The sequence below is a fragment of the Xanthomonas cannabis pv. cannabis genome (assembly GCF_000802365.1).
Classification (GTDB): Bacteria; Pseudomonadota; Gammaproteobacteria; order Xanthomonadales; family Xanthomonadaceae; genus Xanthomonas; species Xanthomonas cannabis.
Genome location: NZ_JSZE01000084.1, coordinates 1 through 18,078 on the forward strand (window position 1 = coordinate 1; position 18,078 = coordinate 18,078).

The 18,078-nt window shown below is 65.2% G+C and carries 13 protein-coding genes; 6 read left to right on the plus strand and 7 right to left on the minus strand.

Annotation, left to right across the window (positions count from 1 at the left end):
* Positions 1–648: 648 nt before the first annotated feature.
* The gene (locus OZ10_RS14425) at positions 649–2,220 is read left to right on the plus strand and encodes a thioredoxin family protein (RefSeq protein ID WP_039565560.1); all 1,572 of its coding nucleotides are present in this window, start codon (positions 649–651) and stop codon (positions 2,218–2,220) included.
* 179 nt (positions 2,221–2,399) lie between these two features.
* Here the strand turns inward: OZ10_RS14425 and OZ10_RS14430 are convergent, their stop codons facing one another.
* Positions 2,400–3,011: a DUF1349 domain-containing protein gene (locus OZ10_RS14430; protein ID WP_228888387.1), complete on the minus strand. Its 612-nt coding sequence runs from the start codon at positions 3,009–3,011 to the stop codon at positions 2,400–2,402.
* Between the two features lie 229 nt (positions 3,012–3,240).
* On the opposite strand from OZ10_RS14430, the gene OZ10_RS14435 reads away from it, so the two are divergent.
* The 3 genes from OZ10_RS14435 (at position 3,241) to OZ10_RS14445 (ending at position 5,002) form a co-directional block, all read left to right on the plus strand.
* Entirely contained in the window at positions 3,241–3,783 is a 543-nt protein-coding gene (locus OZ10_RS14435; RefSeq protein WP_039414547.1) for a TetR/AcrR family transcriptional regulator, read from the plus strand.
* A gap of 369 nt (positions 3,784–4,152) precedes the next feature.
* Positions 4,153–4,578, plus strand: coding sequence for a YqaA family protein (locus OZ10_RS14440; protein WP_039414550.1), 426 nt, complete (start codon positions 4,153–4,155; stop codon positions 4,576–4,578).
* 148 nt (positions 4,579–4,726) lie between these two features.
* A complete protein-coding gene (locus OZ10_RS14445; protein WP_039414552.1) occupies positions 4,727–5,002 on the plus strand; it encodes a hypothetical protein in 276 nt (91 codons plus the stop codon).
* Between the two features lie 69 nt (positions 5,003–5,071).
* Here OZ10_RS14445 and OZ10_RS14450 read toward each other — a convergent pair whose 3' ends face one another.
* The 4 genes from OZ10_RS14450 to OZ10_RS14465 form a co-directional block, all read right to left on the minus strand.
* On the minus strand, positions 5,072–6,130 hold the full coding sequence (locus OZ10_RS14450; protein ID WP_039565561.1) for a Gfo/Idh/MocA family protein: 1,059 nt from the start codon (positions 6,128–6,130) through the stop codon (positions 5,072–5,074).
* A gap of 329 nt (positions 6,131–6,459) precedes the next feature.
* Entirely contained in the window at positions 6,460–7,143 is a 684-nt protein-coding gene (locus OZ10_RS14455; protein ID WP_039565563.1) for a thermonuclease family protein, read from the minus strand.
* Positions 7,144–7,541: 398 nt separating this feature from the next.
* Positions 7,542–8,858, minus strand: coding sequence for a PQQ-dependent sugar dehydrogenase (locus tag OZ10_RS14460; protein ID WP_039565566.1), 1,317 nt, complete (start codon positions 8,856–8,858; stop codon positions 7,542–7,544).
* A complete protein-coding gene (locus OZ10_RS14465) occupies positions 8,855–9,271 on the minus strand; it encodes a hypothetical protein (protein WP_039413927.1) in 417 nt (138 codons plus the stop codon). Before OZ10_RS14465 ends, OZ10_RS14460 begins: the two co-directional genes overlap by 4 nt.
* A gap of 707 nt (positions 9,272–9,978) precedes the next feature.
* Here OZ10_RS14465 and OZ10_RS14470 point away from each other — a divergent pair.
* Complete coding sequence (locus OZ10_RS14470) at positions 9,979–10,611, plus strand: carboxymuconolactone decarboxylase family protein (protein WP_039565568.1); 633 nt, start codon at positions 9,979–9,981, stop codon at positions 10,609–10,611.
* A 63-nt stretch (positions 10,612–10,674) separates the two neighbouring features.
* Here the strand turns inward: OZ10_RS14470 and OZ10_RS14475 are convergent, their stop codons facing one another.
* Entirely contained in the window at positions 10,675–10,965 is a 291-nt protein-coding gene (locus tag OZ10_RS14475) for a hypothetical protein (RefSeq protein ID WP_052210042.1), read from the minus strand.
* A 1,205-nt stretch (positions 10,966–12,170) separates the two neighbouring features.
* Between OZ10_RS14475 and OZ10_RS14480 the strand changes: the two genes are divergently transcribed.
* Entirely contained in the window at positions 12,171–14,990 is a 2,820-nt protein-coding gene (locus OZ10_RS14480) for a S8 family serine peptidase (protein ID WP_039413915.1), read from the plus strand.
* 270 nt (positions 14,991–15,260) lie between these two features.
* On the opposite strand, the gene OZ10_RS14485 is transcribed toward OZ10_RS14480, so the two are convergent.
* Positions 15,261–18,078 (minus strand): autotransporter-associated beta strand repeat-containing protein (locus OZ10_RS14485; protein ID WP_039565569.1); only part of this gene is annotated, 2,818 nt, incomplete at its 5' end.

Sequence of the window (18,078 nt, forward strand, 5' to 3'; positions counted from 1 at the left end):
GACCCAAGAAAGCAATTGGCGGCATGACGCCGTCCGCTTATGCCCAACATCTGGCAAACACCGATATCATCAACCCCGGACTCTAAACCCGACCGCTACTCAGGGCGGGGGGACGTCGATAGCCCAATCGAATACTGCAAACATTTACGCTTGCTCCCGGCCACCACTGGCGCGATGTCTGTCGCTGAACGGCATCACGCTCGGTACAGCAGTGCTTCGCAATTCAGTCGAGATTACAAGAATAAATTTGGGTGTTTCTCCACGAGGCCACATGCCGCGACTCTCGCGGGATTTCTGATGCTCTTAGCCTGGGACGTTCGCAACTCCAGTACGCCCTCTCCTCGCCGTCGAAGGTCAGCCTCGTCAGCACGCGCCGTACTGATGAAATGCGTTCGGCCGAAACGTCTGAGAAACCGCCAGCTGTCTTCGACGCTCTAAGCATCGCCCATGCCGTGTTGAATGCCGGACAGTCTGAATCAATCCTCTGCGACAGACGCGCTTTCGGCCAGGATTGCGCCTGGCGTGACAGCAGTTCGCATTGCCGGGCCTTCAGGAAATCGAAGGAAGTGACAGTGCCGGTGCACGCGGCGCAGCGTTCAAGGCTGCCTGATGACGCGCGCAACCGTCTCCTTCAGGCAAAGGCGTTGCATGGCACTGTCTCTTCGTTCGCGGTCTCTGGCACTGATGACGCTCTCGGCTGTCCTTGCAACGCTGACTGCATGCGAAAAACCCGCGTCGCCGGTGGCGCCCTCCCCGCCTACGACGATGCGAGCGCAGGCGCCGGCCAGCATCCAGTGGCAGGAAGGCAATGTCGACAAAGCCTTTGAAGAAGCCCGGAAGGCGGGCAAGCCGCTCTTGATGTACTGGGGTGCGGTGTGGTGCCCGCCTTGCAATCGCCTCAAGGCCACCACGTTCAAGGATCCGGCGTTCATTGCGCAAGCGCAGCAGTTCGTAGCGGTGCACCTGGATGGAGACCTGGAGGAGGCGCAGGCCGCTGGTGAGCGCTTTGGGGTCAAGGGCTATCCGACCATGATCATGCTGCGTCCGGACGGCAGCGAAATCACCCGGGTGATCGGCGACACCACCACGGCCCAGCTCATCCAGAGCCTGCGCGCAGCGACCCAGTTGCCGACCGGCACCAAACAGCTGCTGGACGCAGCGTTGAAGACTCCAGCATCGCTGAAGCCGGATCAATGGGCGTTGCTGAGCAACTATGGCTGGCTGCTGGACAACCAGCTGGTCGAGGCCAAGGACGCCCCCGGCGTGCTCGCGACGCTGGCAAAGACAGCGCCGGAGCCGCATCTGCAACGGCGCTTCGGGTTGTTGGCGGTACTGGTCGGCGGGCAGAAGCCGGTGGCCTCTGCGGCAACGCACGCATTGCTGCAGGCCGTGATCGCGGACCCGGCCGATGTACGCGCCAACCTGCACGTACTGAACGCGTATGCCGCCACGCTGGTGGCTGCCGCCACCGACGATGCAGGCGAGCGCGCCGCCTTGTCCAAGGCATGGAATGGGGCATTGGCGCAGGCCTACGCCGACCCCACGCTGCCGATCGTGGACCGCTTGCGCACCGCATCTGCAGCGGTCGACCTCGCACGATTGGCCCAGGGACAACCCGCAGCATCGGAGGCGGCCGGGCCGCAGCCTTCCCTGCCCGCCGCCGTGGTCGACACCGTGCATCAGCGCGTTCAGTGGGCGCTGGCAACGGCAAAGACGGCCGAGGAGCGTCAGTCCACCATCGAGGCCGCCGTCGACCTGCTGGTCGACGTGGGCGACAACAGCGGCGCCGAACAGGTACTGCTGGCCGAGCTGGGGCGCAGCAAGACCCCTTCGTACTACATGCCTTACCTGGGACATCTGGCTGAGGAACGCGGCGACCGCAAGACCGCGTTGTCCTGGTTCAAGAAGGCGTACGAAGCTCCAGGTAGCGAGGGCACTCTGATACAGCGTGGCATGCCCTACCTGGGTGCCATGATCCGGCTCAGCCCTGACGATGCGCGGGGCATCGAGGCGGTTGCCACCCAGGTGCTCGGCGATCTGGCCAAGCAGCCCGACGGCTATCTGCGCAAGAACCGCAGGCATTTCGATCCTGTCGGCGCATCCTTGCGAGCCTGGAGCAAGCAACATCATGCGCAAGGCGCTGCGGTGATGGCCCGGGTGCACGAGAAGGCCAGGACCCTGTGCGGCAGCAAGACCGATTGCTCGGCCTGGCTGGGCTAGGCCGCGAGATCTGCGGCGAGCGCGCCCTGTTGGCGCGTAGTAATCATCCCGCCGCTGGCATGTATGTCGCGAGGGCGCTACCCACATCGCACTGATGATGCGCCTCGACGGTGGCTGCAGACATCGCCGCCCTACTCTGCCCATCGTGGTGTGTGCCTATCGCGCTGGCAGCGGATGTCTCACGTCAGATCGTGCAGTTCCTTGCCCAGCACCGGGCCGAGTTGCCAGTCCGAGAACTGCACCTTCAAGCCTTCGCGTTCCGGTGTGCAGGTCATCGGGCCGGCCAGATAACGTGCGGCGACCGGGAACGGGCACAGCCGTACCAGCGGCCAGTAGATGCCGTCCCTGGACGCCTGCAGACGCAGCACGCCCTTTTCGACGGTGGCGCGCATCCAGAAGTCGGACGGCTCTCCTTCGTAAGGACCGGTGGCCCAGTCCGACCTGCCGTCGGTGAGCACGCTGCTGAGCATGGCGCGGCCGTCGCTGAGCTCGATGCCAGCCTTGACCCACTGGCGTTCGTTGGCGCGGATCATGATGCCGGCCTGGTCGTAGAGTTGATCGAACCTGCCGCGAATGCGTAGCTGGCAGGTAAATGCAGCCGGCGCCGCGAAGCCGAGAAAATGCCCGCTGTCGCGCGTGAAGCCATAGTGCGTCTCACGCCAGAAGTCCGTGCCCTTGTCGGTCACGACCTCGAGCACGTCGTCGCCCAGCACGCGATGCTGCCTAGGCGCATTGAGCCAGCTGCCCTGCTGCCAGCGGCTGGGCGTCGCTGCACCTGCACCGGTCGCCATGACCACGCTGCCGGCAGCCAGGCCGCCCAGGGTCAGCCTGCGCCCGATATCGATGGGGTGTTGTTCGCAATCGCTCATGCCTGTTCCTCTCGAGGTAACGCTACGCCATGCCATCCGGGGAGCCTCCGCGTCAGGCGCGGAAGCCGATTGCGCCAATTTGTACATCCGTACCAATTGGTGAGTCAACTCTGGATTACCATCACGGCGGTCGATACGTGCGTGGATGCAGATGAGCGGCAGAACCTGGCGCCAGGATCCAAACCGGAAAGAACACATCGAGCTGGCCGCGCTGCGGGTGATCGTGGAGCATGGCGTGGCCGGCACCACCTTCCGCAAGGTCGCCGAGCAGGCGCAGGTGCCCTTGGGTGCGACCACCTACTACTTCGGCTCGATGCACGAACTGTTGATTGCTGCCTTTACGCGCTTTTCGCAGGAGGTCTCCAGCAACTTTGCCGCCGAAGTCCGCGCTGCCAGGAACCGCGACCAAGCCTGCGATGCGGTGGTGAGCATCATCTTTGCCGACGGCACGGCGTCCCCGCGGGTGCTGCTGCTCAGCTATGAGCTGTATGCGTTTGCGCGCCGTCATCCGGAGATGACCGCGATCATGGAGCAGTGGATGGCACGTAGCCGGGCAGCGCTGGAGCTGCATTTTTCCAAGGCCGCTGCGAGCGCGATCGATGCCTTGATCGAAGGCATGACCATCCACCGCTCGGTGGTGCGCATGACCAAGAAAAGCGTGCGCAATGCGGTGGGGCAGCTTGCCTTGCTGTGACAGCGAGTCAGGCTCGCCGCTGCATGCAAGCGAGGGAGCACCGGGCAGTGCGGTGTGCACCGGCTGACGCACGCACTGCCAGCCATGGACCATCTGCTCGGGAGGGCCGCGTTGCTCGCGAACCGGGCCCTACACGCGGCGTGTCACCCGTGTGCAGCTGGCCGCTGCGCAACCGGCGATTCTCGCAGTGCCCTGCCCTACCGGTCGCCCGGTTGGCCCGGCATGCGCTGCATCGCCGCCAAAGCGGCGCGACGCCTGCCTCCAGTCAGCGCCCGCAGCTACCAGGGCGATTGCGGAAGCAGTCGTTGCCAGGCCGCTGGCGGTGGACGTCGATACACTCAAGCCGCCTCTATCCGCTACAGGTCATCGTTGACGTACCTCTCGTTGTTTGCCCTGTCATTGATCGCCGCTACCCTGCTGCCTGCGCAATCGGAAGCGGCATTGGCAGCCTTGTTGCTGGATGGCGGCTCGGTGGTGGGGCTGGTTGCGGCGGCGAGCCTGGGCAACGTCCTGGGCTCGCTCATCAACTGGTGGATCGGGCGCGAGGTGGTGCGCTTTCAGGAGCGACCCTGGTTTCCGGTCAAACCGGCTGCCCTGGCGCGTGCGCAGGCGTGGTATGGCCGGTACGGCAGGTGGTCGCTGCTACTGAGCTGGATGCCGGTGATCGGCGACCCGCTGACACTGGCCGCAGGCGTCATGCGTGAGCCGCTGCGCGTTTTCCTGCCGCTGGTGGCTGTCGCCAAGACCACGCGTTACATCGTGCTGGCATGGGCGACGGTGTCGCTCATGCGCTGACCGCAGCACGCGCGTCATTCGGGGGAGTTCGTCCCCGGAGGCGGCGCCGACGGACCGTTAACGCAGGTTGCCTATGCTGACGACGCGCAGCGGGACACCCGTTGCGTCTCCAAGGACAGTGCATCACGGACATCGCAGAGGAGATCGTATGAAACAACTGCACAGTGTATTGCTTGCTGGATGCCTGCTCGGCCTGAGCGCCCAGGCCTGGGCGGAGGTCGCCAACCTGACCAACAGCGCCGATGGCGCCAACCGCGATGCAGGCATTGCGGCGGTCAAGAAGAAGCTGCAGGACGCCTGTACGTCGCGTCAGGGCAAGGCCGATCCGGCATCGTTCGAAGTGGTGTTCGAAAAGACCAGCACCAACCCCGACGTCCCCAAGCCGTATTACGTGGATGCCAAGATCAAGTGCGATCTGCCGTAATGAAGGCGGCGGGCGCGCAGTGGACCTCGACGCCCGCCGCCATCGCTGCAAGCTGCATGGCGCCGCTGTTCAAAGGGCTCCTGTGCCAGCCGCACTGGCGGCTTGCACCTGTGCGCGTGCCACGTCCAGTGTGTGCATGATCTGCACCACTTCATCCAGGGGATGCAGCGGCGATTGCGTGTAACCCTGGCCGATGTAACGGGCGGCCGCGGTGGCTTGCCACGACAGTCCCTGATAACCCCTGATGCCGGTCGGGTCGGTCCATTCCACGGCGGCGCCGGCATCCTGGTTGCCGGCAATGTGCAGCGTGGTCGGATTATGGAAATCGCCGGCCAGGTCGATGCGGCCTTCGGTGCCGGCGACATAGGCACGCGAACTGCTGCGTCCGACGATGGAACTGATCAGGGTGGATTGCGCATACGATTCATGCGACAGCACCACGGTCGAGAAGGCATCGACACCGGTCTCGGTGAGCGCCCCCACCGCAGTGATTGCGGTGGGCGCCGCCAGGATCATGGAAGAGAACTGCATGGCGTAGACGCCCAGGTCGAGCAAGGCGCCGCCACCGAGTTCGGGCCGGCGTTGCCGGTGTGCGGGGTCACTTGGGCCGTGCTGACTCAGGTCGGCAAACACATGCCGCACGTCACCAAGCGCGCCGTCGGCCAGCAGCCTGCGGATCACCGAGGTGTGTGGAAGATATCTGCTCCACATGGCCTCCATCAGGAACAGGCCGCGCGCATGCGCTTCTTCCACCAGTACGCGCGCATCGGCGGCGCAGGTGGTCATGGGCTTTTCGATCAGCACATGTTTGCCGGCACGTAACGCCAGCAGGCCGTGCTTGAGGTGTTCGCTATGCGGCGTGGCGACGTAGACGATATCAATATGCGGGTCTTCGACCAGGGCGTCGTAGCGGTCGTACGCACGGTCCATTGCCCAGGCGTTCGCAAACGCATGCGCACGCTCGGCACTGCGCGAGGCCACCGCAACCGGACGTTGCGCAGTGTTACGACGCATGGCGTCCACAAACGCCGAGGCGATGACGCCGGGCCCCAGCACGCCCCAGCGCAGCGAGGGTTCGCCCTGGCCAGGCAGAAAAAGCGCGGGCTCGGGTACATGCAGTGACGTCATGGGGATGGGCATCTCTACGGGGGTGGCGCGATGCTAACAAACCGGATGAGGTGATCCCTGTTGCAGGTAACGCCATGCGCGACTGCGCTTGCTGCGAGGCGAGCTCGGCTGTAGACCAAAGCGGCGCGCTGGCGCTGGCATGCAGGCGTTACCCGTTGCATGACGGCACTGCGCAGCAACCGCAGGGGGGCTTGGGTGCTGCTCCTTAGCCCGTGCAGACAGCATGCCGCAGCTACGGCGCAGTGCCAGCAATTGCCATCAGCGATAGGCATTGGGTGGCAGAACGCGAACCCTGCAACAGGCTGCGCGAGACCACACTGCCCCGCCCCTCAGCGCGCCGCGCGGCGCCAGCCCGCATTGATCGCTTCCTGCGGCGAGCAGAAATACCGCTCGCCCTTTGCCGCCGAGATGCTGGTACGTGCATAGTCGCGCTGACCCGGCACGTGGAAGATCTTGTTGCCCTTGCCGGAGATATTGCCCTTGATGGCGCAATGGCCCGGTGCGGGCGGCGATGGCCGCACGCGGGACGCGACCTGGTTGCGTTTGTTGCGCCGATAGTCGGCAGGCATCTGGAAGCTGCCTTGCCAGAGATTGCGCTGTTGCTGCTGGGCGAGGCGCTCGTCGGAGACGAACGCAGTGGCGTACTGGCGATAGGCCACGGCCCAGCCCGAACGTACCATCCAGCGGTTGACCGATTGGCCCTGCACCGTGCATTCGGCAACGGTGCGACCGTAGCGATCGGTCTCCTTCGGCTGACAGCGTACGGTCTGGTCCGTCAGATGGCTGTCCAGTGCGGCAGCGGAGCGACGACCGCACGGCCACGGGCGCCCAAGCTGATCGCTGCACTGCTGTGCACTCTCCGGCGCGTCGACCCCCCACAGGCGGATGCGTTGTTGCGCCACGGTGATCGTGTCTCCATCCGTGACGGTGGCCCGACCAACAATCTCTGCTGCAGCAACCGGCGACATCAACAGCAGCCCGGCGCCGATCGCCATCAAACATCTCAACACCATCTACAACAATACCCTTGGCGATCGGCAGCACGTCGTCCCGTCGTTGCCGCCTTGTTGCACGTTTCAGCCGGATGGCAATGCCCGGCCATGTCCTGTGCCCGACGCCCACGCAGCACTGCCGGCGCGGGGCCGGCACTGTATGTCAATGCAACGCAGATGCCTATCCCTGTCAGCGCGATTGTGCTCGGCCAGCCGCCTTGATGGGCCGATGCAACTGCGAGTTACGCATCTCGCCACAAACAGCCGAAACCGTGGGCTTGTCGTTGCGGCACCATCTGCCAAAGAGCAATGTCTACTTCGGCAGCGAAACACACGACGTCCTGCCAGGCGCGCGCCCGGTGGAGCGCTTGCATCCTGCCCGGCTACTTGCGGAGCCGGGCAGGCTTGCAGGCGGTGACTCACTGCGTGGCAGGCGCAGCAGCAGCGGTCTCCGGCGTGATACGCCAGATGATGTTGGCAAGATCGTCAGCCACGATCAATGCGCCGCGCGGGTCCACCGTGACACCGACCGGGCGGCCGCGGGTCTTGCCGTCGTCGCCATGGAAGCCGGCGACGAAGTCGATGGGCTCGCCAGCCGGGCGGCCGTCGCGGAACGGTACGAACACCACCTTGTAGCCAACCGGCGGGTCGCGGTTCCAGCTGCCGTGTTCGCCGACGAACACGCCGTCTGCGAATTTCGCGCCCAAGGCTCTCGACGAAAACGCAACGCCCAGCGCCGCGACGTGCGAGCCCAGGGCGTAGTCCGGCTCGATGGCGGAGGCGACTTTTTCAGGGTCCTGCGGCATGACGCGGGTGTCGACGTTCTTGCCCCAGTAACTGTACGGCCACCCATAGAAGCCGCCTTCCCGTACCGATGTCAGGTAGTCCGGCACCAGGTTAGGACCGATTTCATCGCGTTCGTTGACCACGGCCCACAACGCACCGGTGCCGGGCTGGATCGCCAGTGCGGTCGGGTTGCGCAGACCGGTGGCATACGGCTTGTGTGCGCCGGTTGCCGCGTCCACCTGCCACACCTGCGCGCGGTCGACTTCGGCAACCATGCCGCGCTCGGTGATGTTGCTATTGGAGCCGATGGCCACGTACAGGTAGCGTCCGTCGGCGCTGGCGGTCAGCGCCTTGGTCCAGTGGTGGTTGATGGCCGATGGCAGGTCGGTCACCTTGCTCGGCGCGCCGCTGGCCTTGGTCTGGCCCTCGCGATACTCGAATCGCACCAGCGCATCCTGGTTGGCCACGTACAACGCGTCGCCGATCAACGCGAGCCCGTAGGGTGCGTTGAGTTTGTCGGCAAATACGGTCTTCAGTTCATAGGTGCCATCGCCGTCGGCATCGCGCAACAACGTCAGGCGGTTACCGCTCTTGGCCTTGGAGGTGCCCTTGGCCTTGATCGGGCCGGCAATGATGTCCTTGGGCTTGAGGTTGGGTGCAGCGCCGCCACGGCCTTCGGCCACCAGGATGTCGCCGTTCGGCAGCACCAGCGTTTGCCGCGGGATGCCCAGATCGGTGGCGATGGCGGCGATGCGATAGCCCGCCGGAACCGTGGGTGTGCGCTCGCCCCAGGCGGTGGGCTCGGCGATCGTCATGTCGGGCAACACGCCACGGTCGGGTGCGGGCAATTGCGGCGTGGCGCCGTGTTGGTCAAGCTCAGGTGCCCTGCCGCAGGCAGCCAGGGCGACAGCCAGGGCGGTGACCGCCAGAACACGTGTCGCGCGGCTCATCGTGCACCTCCCATGCGCAGACCCGACAGCCCGGCCCAGGTAGCGACCAGGGCGAACAAGGTGGCAATGCCCGACAGCACCAATGCGGCCGGCATGATGGCCCAGGCGTCGCGTGCATGATGCAGGGCGTCGAAGAACCCCACGATCCACGTTGCCACCAGTGCAATGAGATAGATCACGTTGCGGCTGCCCTGCACCAGCCCAACGATGGCTGCCACCAATGCAAGCGTGGTGAGCACCATTGCGCCGACCAACAGCCACGAAGCGAAGTTGCTCCATTGGATCTGATAGCTGCTCCAGTAGGCGTAGTCGCTGAGCAGCGTGCCCAGGAACAAGGGCCACACACCGCCGAGAACGGCTGCATGGAACGGATGGATGGCCCGATCACGGGTCGGGACAGCGGTTGCATTCATGGCGGACTCATTGGGAACGATGGCGAAACGTGCCCACGATGCTGCCAGCTCGCATGTGACGATCAGGATGATATTGGCGAATCTGCACTGACACGATGCGCGTAACCACAGCAGCCCCATGCGTAGGGCCCGCATGCAGTCGGGCGCGACGCTGCAGCGCACACGAACGATTGTCTGCAGCAGTGTGGTTTGCGGTGACACCGCGACCGACGCTGTGCTTGCCGCGACAATGGCATGCAGCGCAGTGCGTGCAGGGTTCTCCGCACATAGGATCCATCAAGCGCCTTGGCATCGAATGCGATTCGCTGATATCGGTGGTCTGTCGATCTGATGCGTGCCTGACGCTGCGATGGCAACGTGCCGATGCACGACTGCTCACAGGCCGCCACGACCACACGTCCTCGCCTCAGTGCATGCATTCCACACCGATGGCGCGTTTATCCGGATGCGACAGGCCAGCGTCAAACAGCGTGCCGCTGCAACCACGCATGCCTGATGCGGCATCGACGTGCCGCCGCATGTCTAACCCATGCATGGTCGGGCGCAGGCGCTTGGAATCGCCTACGTCTATCCCTAAATCTAGCGGAGAGAGCCACGGCAGCCTGGCACGACGCAGTGGTCGCGCGTGTAGCGACTCGCCCTTCATCGCAGCCGCGGTCTGTGTCCTGCCCCTCCCCCCGCGACAGCAGTTTCCGGAGTCAACCACCATGCCCATCTCGGAGAGCCTTACGGCCCGGCAGCAGGCCATCGCCCCCATTGCTGCATTCGCCGCCACCGGCGATATCGATCGCCTGGACGGCGCCTTGAACGCGGGCCTGGATGCCGGCCTGAGCGTCAACGACTGTAAGGAACTGCTGGTGCAGGTGTACGCCTACGCCGGCTTTCCACGCAGCCTCAATGCGCTTGCCGCATTGATGCAGGTCACCCAGGCGCGCCGCCAGCGTGGCCTCGACGATGCGCCCGGCACCCTGCCGGGCCCGGTGCCGACCGGGCCGGCGTTGCTTGCGTTGGGAACTGCCAATCAGACGCAGTTGGCCGGCGCGCCGGTGGCCGGCCCCCTGTTCGAGTTCGCGCCGACCATCGATACGTATTTGAAGACACATCTGTTCGGCGACATCTTTGCGCGCGACAACCTGGACTGGGTCAGCCGCGAATTGGCCACGGTGAGCATGCTGGCGGCACTGGAGGGCGTGGAAGCGCAATTGCTGGCCCATCTGAAGATCAGCATGAACATCGGCGTGAGCACGGCGCAGCTGAACGCACTGGCCCAGGTCCTGGATCAGCGCGTCGGCGCCGCCGCCGGAACACGCGCCAAGGCGGCGTTGGCCAAGACCCGGTAAGCCCGTCATTGCCAGGATCATGCCGCATGCGGTCGACGACGCGCCGCAAGGCGGTGAAGCCGCCTATTCGGAAGCGCGGCGGTGCGGCGGCCGTCGCTGCGGTGCCATCCGCGCAAGGGCCTGCTTCCTGATCAACTGGTCGATGTACTGCTCTGCCAGTCGGGTGCCGATCTCCAGCGCGCTCTGCAGCGAGCCGAAAGTGGGCGCGCTGGCCAGCGGGACCGTGTGCCCGCACACCTGCAAGGTGTCCAGCACCACGCGTTGAGGCTCCAGCTGGCGGGCGACGACACGATACGGCAGGCCCTGATCGGTCCCGTCCATCGCCATCAAGGTGTCGCTTTGCTTGGTGCCCATCGACCCGAGGATAGCGGCGATTCCACACCACGCCAGCGTCTCACTTTGAATGGTTTATGCAGACGCTACCGGTGACGCTGCGATGCCAGGCCCTTCGCTGCCGGCAGCCCTTATTGGGCAGCCTCCAGGGCAGCGCCATGCGAAGCGATGACGACGTCGTGGTGGTCGTGCCGTGCCTCGCCTGGCGACGGGCTGCTACGCGCCGGGGTCAGGCCGCCTTCTGCGCGTCTCACCATCAACGATCGTCGACGGCTACCCGGCCGGTGACTCGCCCTCCCCTGCATGTAATGGCAGCGGTGGATAGCTCAAGGAGCAGCAAGTTGGCGGCGCCTGCCTAAGCTTAGGAAGCCCTGGCCGTCGACCCGGGGTGGAAGTGGCACGGCCAGTATTTATAGTGATTTATTCGCCGGCCACTAAAATATACTTTACCCCCCCTCCTCATCTGGCTAATATTTCCGACGTGCCGGCTTGCCAGAGGTGTTTTAAATACTGGCGTTAAATAAACAAAATTATTCAAGCCATTCATTTTCATGCAACCGATTGCGCAATTTTGCGCAAAGAACGTCGAATTTTGCACAATCTCCGCGACAAGATTGCAGCCGATCCTCACGGCCGCGGCTCGATAAATAGATCACGTGGCGTCCAAGCCATGGATAGCTTACCGATGCGGCGCCCCCGATATTCAAACACTGCAGCTAGCAGAAGAGCCCGTTAGATGCCCTAACGTGCGCTTGAATCCGCTACGCCGGGTGAGCAATCCACCTACATCTGCCAGCTGTTTCCCCTATTACCTGCGATTTAGGTCTCATCTAGGATTGCCGCCCCTCAAGAAACGTGACCACCTATTGTCCAGTTCGGTGTCACGTTTGGTTCCAATCGGGCTATGCGTGCACCTTTTAATCCGATTTAGCTATGGATTAAATCGTAAATGGCTATCGAGCGGTTCCATCTCTGAATAGCAACTGTCCATTCAGATTTTAGAGGCGGCAGGTAGCGCCGTTAAACAATTCGCAAGCTGCGGCGATTGCAATCGTGCATCAGCCGGGTTTGTCGCAAGCGCTGCTCCGAGGGGACGGACCAGCAAACCCTCGAGGTGAATAACCCGTGAAATATATGCCTTCGCTGGCGCTCGCTGGCGCAGGGACCCTTTGCGCCAGATTCAGATCCAGCAGTAGCGGCGCGCCTCTTACGGAATCGACCAACCCATGAATCGCTCGCTGCTTGCAACAACCATCGCCTCCTGCCTTGTCCTGACCGCCTGTGGCGGCGGCGGTGGCGGTGGCAACGTCCGTAACGACCCGCCACAGAGCACCGTGATCGCGCCGGCGCCGACTGCTCCGACGACGCCGGCACCGACCACGCCCGCACCAGCTGTTCCGACGACACCGACGACACCGACCGCGCCGACCACGCCGACCACGCCAGACACCACTGCCGACCCGCTACCCAAGACCGCGCCGGTTCCGACCCCTGCGCCTGCCCGCTACCAGGGCGTGGGCAGCAACCTGCTAGTGCCGATCAATGCCGATCTGGCGCAGCAGGCCGGCGCTCGGGGTCAGGGGGTGAAGCTGGCGGTGCTGGACGACAATCTGGTGCCGAGCTACACGCCGATCAACGGCAAGGTCGATAGCGTCAACGATTACACCGCCAGCCCGGGCACGCCCGAGTCGTCGTCCAATGCGCTGCGCGGCCACGGCACCATCGTGTCGGCGCTGGTGCTGGGCTCGGCGCAGGACGGTTTTGCCGGCGGTGTTGCGCCGGATGCAGACCTGTTCTATGCACGTATCTGTGCAGAAAATTCCTGCGGTACCCAGCAAGCGCGTCGCGCAGCGGTGGATCTGGCCGCCTCCGGCGTGCGCATCGCCAACCTGTCGCTGGGCGCGTCGTACGCCGATGCCGCCGGCAGCGCCAATGCGGCCGCGGCGTGGCGGTTCGCACTGACCCCGCTGGTGCAGGCAGATGCGCTGATCGTTGCTTCCACGGGCAACGAAGGCGCGGCGGAAGCTTCGTACCCGGCGGCGACGCCGGTGCAGGAAGCCAGTGTGCGCAACAACTGGCTGGCCGTGGGCGCGATCAATGTCGATAGCTCCGGGAAAGCCGCGGGCCTGACCAGCTATTCCAACCACTGCGGTGCAGCGGCGCAGTGGTGCCTGGTCGCGCCGGGCAGCTTCACCGCGCCAGCGCTGGCCGGCACCGAGTTGCAGGGCCAGGTCGCCGGCACCTCGTTCTCCACCGCAGCCGTCAGCGGCGTCGCCGCGCAGGTGCTGGGCGTGTACCCGTGGATGAGCGCGTCCAACCTGCAACAGACCTTGCTGACCACCGCCACCGACCTGGGCGACCCGGGTGTGGACGCGCTGTACGGCTGGGGCCTGGTGAATGCGGCCAAGGCCATCAAGGGGCCGGGCCAGTTCGCCAGCAACTGGTCGGCCAACGTCGGTGCCGGCTACGACAGCACCTTCGGCAACGATATCTCCGGTGCCGGCAGCCTGACCAAGAACGGCACCGGCAAGCTCACCCTGAGCGGGACCAATACCTACACCGGCGGCACCACCATTGTCGATGGCGTGCTGTCGCTCTCCGGCAGCCTGCGCTCGGACCTTCTGGTCGCCAACTCCGCCACCTTCGAGTCACGCGGCGGTGTCATCAACGGCGGCTACAGCCTGGTCAACGCGACCGGTACCACCGCCATCGAATTGGGCAAGGGCCTCACCGTCACCGGCCTGGCCAGCTTGAAGGGCAATCTGCTGCTGTTGCCGGAAGCGGCCGGCTACACCGTCGGCAGCACCGAACGGATCGTCAAGGCCGGCGTCCTGCAAGGCACCTTCGACCGCGTGCAGTACGCCAACAATTTCTTCTGGACCGCCTCGCTTGCGTACGACCCGACCACCGTCACCGCAACCTTGACGCGGAATGCGTCGGCCGCGAGCGCGCAGGCGGCCGGTGCACCGCAGGCAGTGGTCAGCGGTGCAAGCCAGGCCGATACGCTGGTAAAGGTGCTGGATACGCGCGTGGCCTCCGGCGACACTGCAAACCTGGGCGGCCTGATCAGCGCCACCGGCGCGCTGCTGGCGGCTTCCGATGCGCAGGTGGCTGCATCGCTGCCGACGCTGGTCGGTCAGGTGCATGGCGTGGAGCGCACGCTGGGCTTCCAGTCCGCACTCAACGATGCCCGGGTTGCCGCCGATCGTCTGCCGTACCTGGCCGACACCACCACGCTGACCACCTGGATGCAGGGCAGCTATCTGGATGGCGACATGCGCCGCAGTGGCTTTGCCTCGGCCGACTACACCCAGCAGGCCACCACCGTCGGTGTGGATCTGCCGGTGGGCGGCGCCGGCACGGTGGTGGGCGCGGCGCTGACGTCGGGCCAGGATCGCGCCCACATCGATGCATCGGCCAGCCGTCTGCGCTCGGATCGCTATGCGATGACGGCGTATCTGTATCAGCCGCTCGGCCAGGCGTATGTGTCGGGCATCGGGTCGTACGGCATGAGCAATGTCGAGACCGAGCGCAACGTGCAAGCCGGCAGCATCGGCGAGCGTCTGCAGGACCGCCGCCACGACACCAACTGGTCGCTGCGTGCCGAAGTGGGCCTGATGCCACACGCAGGGTTGTCGCCGTTCGTGGCGGCAGGTGTGGTCAGCCAGACCCAGGACGCGTTCAGTGAGGCGTCGGTGACCGGGTTGGGCCTGAGCGCCGGCAGCGACACCCTGCGCGCAGGGTATGGCGAGGTCGGCGTGCGTGGTCACCTGGTGCACGGCAAGTGGGGCTTCGATGGCCTGGTTGCGTATCGTTCGCTGTTGGGCAATCCGAATGCCGACTTCACCGCCTGGTTCACCGGTCTGCCGGAAGCGCGCTTCAACGTGGCGGGCACGCCGGTCTCGCGGCAAGCCGTGCGCGCCTCGGTGGGTGTGCGCTACGAACTCAACGATGCGTTCTCGCTGTATGGCAACGTCGGTGCCGAGCGCGGGCGTTCGGATTCCAACAGCATCAACGCCAACGTCGGTCTGCGCTGGCAGTTCTGATTGCAACGATGGCGTGCCAGGCACGCCATCGTCAGACGGGTGTGTCGCGTCAGCACAGCAGAAGGCCCCGGCATGCCGGGGCCTTCTGCTGTGTGGTGCCGTGCGGAGGTCATGCAATTGCAGATGAGCGACATCATGCTCGAGGTCCGCGGTGGTCAGGCCACGTGCTGGAGGCAGGCCGGCTTGCTGGCCAGGCAAATTGCCGATGGTTTGCGGAAAACCAAAAAGCCCCGGCAGGCCGGGGCTCGTGGGTTCACGCTGTTGCTGCCATCAGAAACTCCACCCCCAGGTTACCTGCCCGCCGTAGGCGGTCTGGCCGTCGCCGTTGAGTCCCTGCAACGACAATGCCATGCGGCTATTGGGCGAGGTGATCACGCTGACGCCCACCTCACCGATGGCCGCATTCTTGGCCAGGGTGACGCTTTGCACGGAGAACTGCGCACCGGTGCCGACAAAGCCCGCCGAGCGCTGCACGGCACGGTCGCCGAAGGCATGCCGCCAGCCCACCGAGGCGTAGAGCGAAGCCTGCTCTCCCAGTTGCCAACGTCCGCGCAGGCCTACCGTGCTGGTGGTGAATTCGTCCTTGGCGCTGCCGACAGACAGTGCGGCGATCCCGCCGCGCTCGTTGAACCCATCCGTCTTCAGATGGGTGTAGTCGGCCGCGATGAACGGGCTGTAGACCGCGTTGCCGGTGCGCAGGTTCCAGGACGCTTCCAGCGAGGCGGTGACGGCGGTGGCATCGTAATCGCTGGTGAGCCGCTCTTCGAGCACGCCGGGCAGCATCACCCGACGCGAGCCGTCCACGCGGTAGTCGGCGTAGTCCACCGCGCCTTGCAGCGAGAACGCAGACCAGTCGGCCTGGCCATATACGCCGACATGCGTACCGTCGATGTCGGCCCGGTCGCCCCACTCGCGCGACCAGCTTTCGATGTCCTGGCTGCCCACCGCAACGCCGACCACGCTGCGCTCCCCGACGCGCCGCTCGGCACCGGCCATGATGCCGTTGTCTTCGCGCCGTACCGAAATGGCATTGGCATCGCCATCGACCCGGTTTGGCAGGCTGCGGCCGGTGATCCACACCGTGGTCTCGCCGATGCGGGTGTCCTGGCTGTCGCCACGCAGATGATTGCCGATGCCGCTGTAGAGGAAGCGACTGTCGAGCATCGCAGTGGCGGTGCTCGCATGGCTTTCGCCCGACAGCGACGCAAACGCGGTGGCCACCGCCTGCGCATCGTCCGGGAGACGGACCACGGCCTGGTACACCGGGCTGGTGGTGGGCAGGCCGTCCACTGCAGCGGCGGTGGACTGCTGGTTGGGCGTGGTCACCGCATCGACCATGCCGGTGGTGTTGCGGCCGAAGAAGACCGACAGCCCGGTTGCGCTGGTGCTGACATTCGGATCGATGAAGGCATAGTCGGAGATGACGTTGGTGAATTGCCCGCTCAGCCCGCCAGCGGCGTTGACCACCGGAATCTCGGTGAACAATGGCAGGTCGGCCGCACGCACCACCTGCAAGGTGCTGCCCGGTGCCAGCGTCGCGGCGCCGCCCACCGTCACCGGCGTCACCACACCGCCGTTGCCTGGCGTGACCTGCACGGTGGAACCGGGGCCGATGGTGGCGTTGCCGCCAATGGTGACCGTGCCGGTGGTCCCGCCGATCGCCAGGGTGCCACCGGACGTGGTGAGACTGCCGATGGTCCCGCTGCCGGTCAGCGTACCGCCCGGTCCGACCGTCACCGGCCCGCCGATGGCGGCGCCCGGGTTGGCCGGATTGCCCACGCTCAGGGTGCCCGCGCTGATGGTGGTCGGGCCGGTGAACCCACTACTGTCCGCGGTGACCAACAACGTGCCCAGGCCATCCTTGAGCAGAGTGCCGGTGCCCGACAGCGTGCCGGCGTAGGTTCCATTGGCGTTCTGCAGGAACACCAGCGCGCTGTTGTTGGCAATGTTGCCCTGCAGGCTGTCGGTGTCGCCGATCAGCGTTCCGGCATTGACGGCGGTGCCGCCGAGATAGCTGTTGACCCCATCCAGGGTGACGGCACCGGCGCCGTTCTTGATCAGTGTGCCGCTGCCGCTGATGTTGCCGGCAAAGCTGCCGTCGCCGGCCTGATCGAACACCAGCACTGCGTTGTCGAGGATATTGCCCTGCAGGCTGGCGGTGGTGCCCTGCAACGTACCGCTGGCAATGGTGGTGCCGCCGTCATAGGTGTTGGTCCCGGCAAGCGTCAGGACGCCGGCCCCCTGCTTCACCACGTTGCCGGTACCGCTGACGCCACCGGCAAACGTGCCATCGGTGGCTTGGTCGAACACCAGCGTGGCGTTGTCCACCACGTTGCCCTGCAGGCTGGCGGTGTTGCCGATCAAGCTGCCGGCACTGACCAACGTGCCGCCGGTGTAGCTGTTGCTGCCGGTGAGCTGCAGGACACCGGCGCCGGTCTTTTCCAGCGACCCGGTGCCGCTGACCACACCGGCGTACAGGCCGCCGGTGGTCTGGTTGAACACCAGTGCTGCGTTGTTGGTGATGTCGCCCTGCAGGCTGGTGTCGTCGCCGATCAGGCTGCCGGCCGCAATAGTAGTGCCACCGGTGTAGCCGTTCGCCCCATTGAGCAGCAATGCGCCCGCACCGTCCTTGACCACGCCGCCGGTGCCGGTGATCGAGCCGTTGAAGACCCCAGCGGCCGCCTGATCGAACACCAGGGTGGCATTGTCGACGATGGCGCCCTGCAGGCTCGCACTGTTACCCACCAGCGTGCCGGCATCCACCGTGGTACCGCCGGTGTAGGCATTGCTGCCAGCCAGCGTCAGCGTGCCGATGTTGGTCTTGATCAGCGCCCCGCTACCGCCGAGGCTGCCGGACAGGGTCAGGTCGGCCGGGTTGTCCACGGTGAGCACGGCACCCAGGTTGATCGTATTGCCCAACGCTGCGGCAATCGCGTTGCTGAGCACCGAGTCGCCGGTGACCGACAATGCGCCGCTGCCCAATGCCGTGTTGCTGCCAACCGCCAGCGTGCCGGCATTCAACACCGTGCCACCGGCGTAGCTGTTGGCGCCATCGAGCGTGAGCGTGCTGGTGCCATTCTTGATCAGG

Coding starts and splice junctions, on each gene's coding strand:
- OZ10_RS14425 (WP_039565560.1), top strand. CDS start 649: ATGGCACTGTCTCTTCGTTCGCGGTCTCTGGCACTGATGACGCTCTCG.
- OZ10_RS14430 (WP_228888387.1), bottom strand. CDS start 3,011: ATGGCGACCGGTGCAGGTGCAGCGACGCCCAGCCGCTGGCAGCAGGGC.
- OZ10_RS14435 (WP_039414547.1), top strand. CDS start 3,241: ATGAGCGGCAGAACCTGGCGCCAGGATCCAAACCGGAAAGAACACATC.
- OZ10_RS14445 (WP_039414552.1), top strand. CDS start 4,727: ATGAAACAACTGCACAGTGTATTGCTTGCTGGATGCCTGCTCGGCCTG.
- OZ10_RS14450 (WP_039565561.1), bottom strand. CDS start 6,130: ATGACGTCACTGCATGTACCCGAGCCCGCGCTTTTTCTGCCTGGCCAG.
- OZ10_RS14455 (WP_039565563.1), bottom strand. CDS start 7,143: ATGGTGTTGAGATGTTTGATGGCGATCGGCGCCGGGCTGCTGTTGATG.
- OZ10_RS14460 (WP_039565566.1), bottom strand. CDS start 8,858: ATGAGCCGCGCGACACGTGTTCTGGCGGTCACCGCCCTGGCTGTCGCC.
- OZ10_RS14465 (WP_039413927.1), bottom strand. CDS start 9,271: ATGAATGCAACCGCTGTCCCGACCCGTGATCGGGCCATCCATCCGTTC.
- OZ10_RS14470 (WP_039565568.1), top strand. CDS start 9,979: ATGCCCATCTCGGAGAGCCTTACGGCCCGGCAGCAGGCCATCGCCCCC.
- OZ10_RS14475 (WP_052210042.1), bottom strand. CDS start 10,965: ATGGGCACCAAGCAAAGCGACACCTTGATGGCGATGGACGGGACCGAT.
- OZ10_RS14480 (WP_039413915.1), top strand. CDS start 12,171: ATGAATCGCTCGCTGCTTGCAACAACCATCGCCTCCTGCCTTGTCCTG.